The 6,948-nt window shown below is 67.7% G+C and carries 6 protein-coding genes; all 6 read right to left on the bottom strand.

The window, feature by feature from the left end; translation table 11 throughout:
• Positions 1-105 precede the first annotated feature (105 nt).
• The 6 genes from gabT to ACXC9Q_RS41535 are packed head-to-tail and all read right to left on the bottom strand — an operon-like array spanning position 106 to position 6,813.
• Positions 106-1,419 carry a 4-aminobutyrate--2-oxoglutarate transaminase gene (gene gabT / locus ACXC9Q_RS41560; protein ID WP_457062529.1) on the bottom strand — a complete coding sequence of 438 codons (1,314 nt, stop codon included), beginning with the start codon at positions 1,417-1,419 and terminating at the stop codon, positions 106-108.
• Positions 1,416-2,225 (bottom strand): ABC transporter permease, encoded by an 810-nt coding sequence (locus tag ACXC9Q_RS41555; RefSeq protein ID WP_457062527.1) that lies wholly within the window; start codon positions 2,223-2,225, stop codon positions 1,416-1,418. Before ACXC9Q_RS41555 ends, gabT begins: the two co-directional genes overlap by 4 nt.
• A complete protein-coding gene (locus tag ACXC9Q_RS41550) occupies positions 2,225-3,073 on the bottom strand; it encodes an ABC transporter permease (RefSeq protein WP_457062525.1) in 849 nt (282 codons plus the stop codon). The genes ACXC9Q_RS41555 and ACXC9Q_RS41550 overlap by 1 nt, the downstream gene beginning before the upstream one ends.
• Entirely contained in the window at positions 3,070-4,278 is a 1,209-nt protein-coding gene (locus tag ACXC9Q_RS41545) for an ABC transporter substrate-binding protein (protein WP_457062523.1), read from the bottom strand. Before ACXC9Q_RS41545 ends, ACXC9Q_RS41550 begins: the two co-directional genes overlap by 4 nt.
• Positions 4,279-4,309: 31 nt before the next feature.
• Complete coding sequence (locus tag ACXC9Q_RS41540; RefSeq protein ID WP_457062521.1) at positions 4,310-5,380, bottom strand: ABC transporter ATP-binding protein; 1,071 nt, start codon at positions 5,378-5,380, stop codon at positions 4,310-4,312.
• Positions 5,377-6,813, bottom strand: a complete 1,437-nt coding sequence (locus ACXC9Q_RS41535) for a gamma-aminobutyraldehyde dehydrogenase (protein ID WP_457062520.1) — start codon at positions 6,811-6,813, stop codon at positions 5,377-5,379. Before ACXC9Q_RS41535 ends, ACXC9Q_RS41540 begins: the two co-directional genes overlap by 4 nt.
• Positions 6,814-6,948: the final 135 nt, after the last annotated feature.

The following is a 6,948-nucleotide window of genomic DNA, read 5'->3' as shown; positions in this document are numbered from 1 at the left end:
AAGATGCCCAAGTGGCACGTCAAACGCGCCGACCACCGCACCTGGCCCCAGCCCCAGCAACCGCCCACCTACCAAGTCAAACCCCTTAACTGAACGGTATTGCCCCTAGCGCGCGTCGATCACCTTCGCCAGCAGGCTCATCGCCTCCCGCAGCAGGTCCGGCGGCATCACGAGCGGGGGCAGGAAGCGCAGGACGTTGCCGTCGGTCCCTGCGGTCAGCACGACCATGCCTTCGGCGTGGCAGGCCTTGGCAATCGCAGCGGTCGCGACCGCATCGGGCGCACCCGACCCGTCGACCAACTCGATCGCGATCATCGCGCCACGGCCTCGGACGTCGCCGATCACCGGGTGCCGCGCGGCCAGCTCGCGCAGCGCCGGCAGCATGATGTCGCCGATCTCGCGCGCCCGGGCCGGCAGATCCTCGGTCTCGATGGTCGCGATCGCCCCCAACGCGGCCGCGCACGCCACCGGATTCCCGCCGTACGTCCCGCCGAGACCACTCACGTGCGGCGCGTCCATGATCTCGGCCCGGCCGGTGACCGCGGCCAGCGGCAGCCCGCCCGCGATCCCCTTCGCCAGCGTGATCAGATCCGGTACGACGCCCTCGTGAGTACATGCGAACAGATCACCCGTCCGCCCGAACCCGGTCTGGATCTCGTCCGCGACGAACACCACCCCGTTGTCCCGGCACCACTGCGCGACCGCGGGCAGGAACCCCTCAGCGGGTACGACGAACCCGCCCTCCCCGTGGATCGGTTCGATGACCACGCACGCCACGTTCGACGCCCCGACGTACTTCTCGATCGAGGCCACCGTCCGCGCCGCCGCTTCCGGCCCGCTCAGCCCGTCCCGATAGGGGTACGACGTCGGCACCCGATAGACCTCCGGTGCGAACGGCCCGAACCCGTCCTTGTACGGCATGTTCTTCGCCGTCATCGCCATCGTCAGGTTGGTCCGGCCGTGATACCCGTGGTCGAACACCACCACCGCGTCCCGCTTGGTGTGCGCCCGCGCGATCTTCACCGCGTTCTCGACTGCCTCGGCGCCGGAGTTCAGCAGCACCGACCGCTTCTCGTGGTCGCCGGGCGTGATCCGGTTCAGCGCCTCGCACACCTCGAGATACCCCTCGTACGGCGTGACCATGAAACACGTGTGCGTGAACCGGGCCACCTGTTCCTGCACCGCCTGAACCACGGCAGGCGCCGCGTTCCCGACGTTCACCACCGCGATCCCGGACCCGAGGTCGATCAACTGGTTGCCGTCGGCATCCACCAGGATCCCGCCGCCGGCCTCGGTGACGAACACCGGCAGCGCGATCCCGATCCCGCGCGCGACCGAGCGCCGTACCCGCCCCAGCAGTTCGACCGACCGCGGCCCCGGAATCTCCGTGATCAGCTTGCGTTCCTGCTCCACTGTCATCGTCCTGCTCCTAGTGATTCGGCGTCGCCGGACAGTCGTTGGGCCAGCCAGACCGGGATCACCGAGAACACGATCAGCGTCGCCGCGACCACGTTGACGATCGGTGCCTGGTTCGGCCGGAACAGGTTGTTGAAGATCCAGATCGGCAGCGTCTGCTGGTTCGCCCCGGCGGTGAACGTGGTCACGATGATCTCGTCGAACGACAGCGCGAACGCGAGCAGCGCCCCCGCCAGCAACGCCGACCGGATCAGCGGGAACGTCACCAGCCGGAACGTGGTGAACCCGGACGCGCCCAAGTCCGCCGACGCCTGCTCCAAGGCGACACCGGTACGGCGCAACCGGGCGATCACGTTGTTGAACACGGTCACGATGCAGAACGTCGCGTGCGCGATCACGATCGTGAAGAACCCGAGTTCCCAGCCGAAGATCGTCCGGAACGCGTTGTTCAGCGCGATCCCGGTGACGATGCCCGGCAGGGCGATCGGCAGGATCACCAGGAGCGACACGGTGTCGCGCCCGTAGAAGGCGAACCGCTGCAGTGCGAACGCGATCATCGTGCCGAGCACCAGCGCGATCACGGTCGCGGCCAGTCCCACCCGCACGCTCACCCAGAGCGCGTCCAGCGCACCCTGGCTCTCGGCCGCCCGGCGCCACCACTCCAGCGTGAAGTCCCGCGGCGGCCAGGCGAACGTCTTGTTCACACTGAACGAGTTCACCAGAACCAGCAGCAGCGGTACATAGATGAAGCCGAGAATCAGCACGGTCAGGACCCGCAGCACGATCCGGGTCGATCGGGAGATCGTCATCACAGGCTCTCCATCGCTCCGGTACGCCGTACCGCCGCCAGGTACCCGACCATCACCACGACCGGGATCGTGGCGACGGCGGCCGCGAACGGCAGGTTGTTGGCCGCACCCACGTTGTCGTACACCACGTTGCCGAGCAACTGGTTGGTGCCACCGACGATCCGGACGGCGATGTAGTCACCGAGCGACAGACTGAAGGTGAAGATCGAGCCGGCCACCAGCGCGGGGACGATCATCGGCAGGATCACCCGCCGCAGTGTCTGGGTGGTCCGGCCGCCCAGATCGGCGGACGCCTCCAGCAGCGAGTCCGGCAGCCGTTCGAGACCGGCGTAGATCGGCAGGACCATGTACGGCAACCACAGATACGCCAGCGTCACCACGGTCGCCGCGAGACCGTAGCCGGGCGACTTCAGCCCGACCGCCTCGAAGGCCGAGGACACCAGCCCGCCCTCGGAGAACATCCCGCGCCACGCGTACGCCTTGACCAGATAACTGGCCCACAACGGCATCAGCACCGCCACCAGCAGGAACCGGCGCAACCCCGGCCCGGCCACCTTCGACATGTAGAGCGCGATCGGGAACGCGACCAGCGCGTCGATCACGGTCACCAGCAGAGCGACCCCGATCGTGCGCAGGGCGATCGTCCGGTACACGTCGACGGTGAACAGGGTCCGGAAGTTGTCCAGCGTCCAGTTACGCTCGATCAGCCCGGTGAACCCGTTCTGCGTCCAGAGCGCGGTGATGAACAACGCCGCCAGCGCCCCCAGATACGCCACCCCGAGCCACAGCATCGGCGGGCCGAGCAACAACGCCAGCCGGGCTCGGGGGCGACGGTGAAGTGTGCTCATCCCTTAATCTGCGTCCAGGCCTGGGTCCAGCGGGTGTAGTCGGTGCACTTGACGTCGGTGCGGCCGTCGAGGCACTGCTCGATGGGCGTGGTCCAGTACCAGATCTTCTCGGAGTAGGCCTGGTCGCCGGCGTGGAACGTCGTGCAGTGGTTCTTGTCGGCCGTCTTGGTGCAGGCCTTCGCGTTGGCCGGCGACTCACCGAAGTACTCGGCCACTGCCGCGTTCGCCTCGGGGCTGATGATGTGGTTCATCCACATGTACGCGCAGTTCTTGTTCTTCGACGTCGCGCTGACCATCCAGGTGTCCGACCATCCGGTGACACCCTCGGTCGGCACGGTCACCTGCACCGGCACCTTCTCCCCGGTGGCGACGTTGGCGATCACCTGCCAGGTGGTGCCGACCACCGAGTTGCCGCTGGTGAACGCCTGCACCTCCTTCAGGTAGTCCGACCAGTACTCCGACACCAGCGTCTTCTGCTGCTTGAGCAGATCCACCACCGCGGTGAACTGCTTGTCGTCCAGGGCATACGGGTTCTTGATGCCCAGGTCCGGCTTGGTCGCCATCAGGTACATGGCCGCGTCGGCGATGTAGATCGGCGAGTCGTACGCCGTCACCGTGCCCTTGTACGGCGAATTGGCGTCGAAGACCACGCTCCACGACGTCGGGGCCGGCTTCACCTTGTCGGTCCGCCACATCAGCAGGTTCGCGCCGTAGCCGTGCGGTACGCCGTACATCTGGCCCTTCACCGAGTTCCACGGACGGTTCTTCAGGAACGGGTAGATGTCGGCGTAGTTCGGGATCAGATCGGTGTTCACGGGCTCCACCTGTCCGCCCGCGATCAGCCGCAGTGACGCGTCGCCGGAGGCCGACACCACGTCGTACTGCCCAGTCTTCATCAGGCTGACGGCCTCGTCCGACGTACCGAACGTCTTCACCGTCACCTGGCAGCCGGTCTGCTTCTCGAACGGCGTGACCCAGTCGACCTTCGGGTCGTTCGAACCGTCCTCGGCGTACCCGGGCCAGGCCAGCACGCTGAGCTTGCCCTCCCCTGTCCCTAGCTTGTCGAGCTTCGGCAGGTCCGGTGCGCTGAACCCGCTGCTCCCGCCGGCGGCGTTGTCGCTGGAACTGCCGCCGCCGGATGTGCCACACGCAGCCGCGAGCAACGCAAGCACGGCCAGGCTCGCCGCCACACTGAGTCTCTTCATCCAAAGCTCCTTGGGTTCGGGGCGGAGGCTGCTAGTTCGGACCGCCGATCGCGACGGTGTGTTCGCGGTGCCAGGTGAGCCGGACCTGGGCACCCCGAAGTTCGAGCTTGTCCTGCACGGATCCCTGCGCGTTCTGCTGCAGCACGATGAGCGAGCCGCCGGCGTCCAGGTCGACCACGCACTGGGTCGCCGAGCCCAGGTACACCACCTCACGGACGACTCCGGTCGCCGTACACAGCCCCGGTTCGGCGACGGTGTCGCGGGGCTGCAGCTGGATCTTCTCGGGGCGGACGGTGAACAGCCCGGACGTCCCCAGGATGGTCGCCGCGATCTCACCTTCGAGCAGGTTCGAGGTGCCGACGAAGCCGGCCACGAACGCGCTCGCCGGGTGCTCGTACAACTCGGCCGGTGCGGCCAGCTGCTCGATCCGGCCGCCGTTGAACACGGCGATCCGGTCGCTCATCGTCAGCGCCTCCTCCTGGTCGTGGGTGACGAACACGAAGGTGATGCCGACATCGCGCTGGAGCGCCTTCAGCTCGAGCTGCATTTCCCGCCGGAGCTTCAGGTCGAGCGCGCCGAGTGGTTCGTCCAGCAGCAGCACCTTCGGCCGGTTCACCAGCGCCCGGGCCAACGCGACCCGCTGTCGCTGCCCACCGGACAGCTGACTCGGCCGGCGGTCGCCGTACCCCTCCAACCGGACCGTCGCCAACGCGTCGACAGCCCTCGTACGGCGACTCCGCCGGTCGACTCCCTTCACCCGCAGCCCGTACTCGACGTTCTGCTGCACGCTCATGTGCGGGAACAGCGCGTAGTCCTGGAAGACCGTGTTCACATCCCGCGCGTACGGCGCCTGATCGGTGACGTCGACGCCGCCGAGCAGGATCCGGCCGGCAGTAGGCACCTCGAAGCCGGCGATCATCCGCAGCACCGTGGTCTTGCCGGAACCGGACGGGCCGAGCATCGAGAAGAACTCGCCCTCGGCCAGGTCGAGATCGATGCCGTCCACCGCGGTGACGTCGCCGAACGTCTTCCGCAGCCCGCGCAGGCTGACCGCGGTGGCGTCCGCCGTCACGGTCCCGACCTGCTCGTCCAGAGTCTTCATCCGACCGCCGACATCACGTGTTTGACCCGCGTGTAGTCCTCGACGCCGTACAGGGACAGGTCCTTGCCGTGGCCGGAATGCTTGAAGCCACCGTGCGGCATCTCCGCCACCAGCGGGATGTGCGTGTTGATCCAGACGCACCCGAAGTCCAGGGCCTTGGACATCCGCAGTGCCCGGGAGTGGTCGGCGGTGAAGATGCTCGACGCGAGGCCGTACTGCACACCGTTGGCCAGCCGCAGCGCCTCGTCCTCGTCGCTGAACGACTGCACCGTGATGACCGGCCCGAACACCTCGTCCTGGATCATCTCGTCGTCCTGCCGCAAACCGGTGACGACAGTCGCTTCGAGGAAGTAGCCGTCGGCAAGCGTCCCGCCCGGCCGTTGGCCGCCGAGCGCGATCGAGCCGTGCTCTGGCATACGGGCGAGGAAGCCGCGGACCCGATCGAGTTGATGGCTGCTGTTCAGCGGGCCGAAGAGCGCATCGGTGTCGTCGGCGAGCCCCGGTCGCGCATTCGAGCGGGCCCACTCGACCAGGGTCTGGACGAACTCGTCGTGGACCTTGGCGTCGACCAGCACTCGGCAGGCCGCCGTACAGTCCTGGCCGGCGTTGAAGTAGCCGGCGACGCCGATCGCTTCCGCCGCCGCGGCGAGGTCTGCGTCGGCGAAGACGACCGCCGGCGCCTTGCCGCCCAGTTCGAGGTGCGTGCGCTTCAGGTCCAGAGCCGCCGTACTCGCGACCTCGGTGCCGGCCCGGGTCGAACCGGTGATGCTGACCAGGCCCGGCGTCGGGTGCGCGACCACGGCCTGTCCGGTCGCGCGGTCACCACAGACGACGTTGAAGACACCGGGCGGCAGCACCTCGGCCGCGATCTCCGCGAGCATCGCCGTGGTCACCGGCGTCGTCTCGGCCGGCTTGAGCACCAGAGTGTTGCCGGCGGCAAGGGCCGGACCGAACTTCCAGACCGCCATCATCATCGGGTAGTTCCACGGCGTGATCTGACCGACGACGCCGATCGGTTCGCGGCGGATCCAGGACGTGTGGCCGGCCATGTACTCACCGGCCGACTTGCCCTCGAGCAACCGGGCGGCGCCGGCGAAGAAGCGCATCTGGTCGACCATGACCACGAGTTCCTCGGTGCGGGTCAGCTCGAGCGGCTTGCCGGTGTTCTCCGACTCGGCGGCGACGAGATCCTCGGCGCGGGCCTCGACCAGATCGGCGAAGCGGAGCAACGCACGCTGCCGTTCGGCGGGAGTCGCACCACCCCAGCCTGGTGCGGCGGCGGCCGCGGCCTGGTACGCCGCGTCGACATCGTCCGCGCCGGACAGTGGCGCCGTACCGAAGACCTTGCCGGTGGCCGGATCGACGAGCTCGCTGGTAGCGCCGCTGAGCGCGTCCCGCGGTGTTCCGTCGATCAGATTTCGCACTGTTCGCATCAGAGAACTCCCGGGATGGAGGCTGGACGCTGTGGCCGTAAACATATGAAAACAGATGTTAAAGTTCAAGAGATCGGTGAGAATGTTGCCGGAGTTGTGTCCGGCGGCTGTGTCCGTGGCTTGGAGGGTGGCGGG

The organism is Kribbella sp. CWNU-51 (assembly GCF_054073265.1).
This window is presented reverse-complemented; position numbering and strand designations above follow the sequence as displayed.

Excerpts from the sequence above, each read along its gene's own strand:
- ACXC9Q_RS41535 (WP_457062520.1), bottom strand. The coding sequence starts at position 6,813 with ATGCGAACAGTGCGAAATCTGATCGACGGAACACCGCGGGACGCGCTC.
- gabT (WP_457062529.1), bottom strand. The coding sequence starts at position 1,419 with ATGACAGTGGAGCAGGAACGCAAGCTGATCACGGAGATTCCGGGGCCG.
- ACXC9Q_RS41555 (WP_457062527.1), bottom strand. The coding sequence starts at position 2,225 with ATGACGATCTCCCGATCGACCCGGATCGTGCTGCGGGTCCTGACCGTG.
- ACXC9Q_RS41545 (WP_457062523.1), bottom strand. The coding sequence starts at position 4,278 with ATGAAGAGACTCAGTGTGGCGGCGAGCCTGGCCGTGCTTGCGTTGCTC.
- ACXC9Q_RS41540 (WP_457062521.1), bottom strand. The coding sequence starts at position 5,380 with ATGAAGACTCTGGACGAGCAGGTCGGGACCGTGACGGCGGACGCCACC.
- ACXC9Q_RS41550 (WP_457062525.1), bottom strand. The coding sequence starts at position 3,073 with ATGAGCACACTTCACCGTCGCCCCCGAGCCCGGCTGGCGTTGTTGCTC.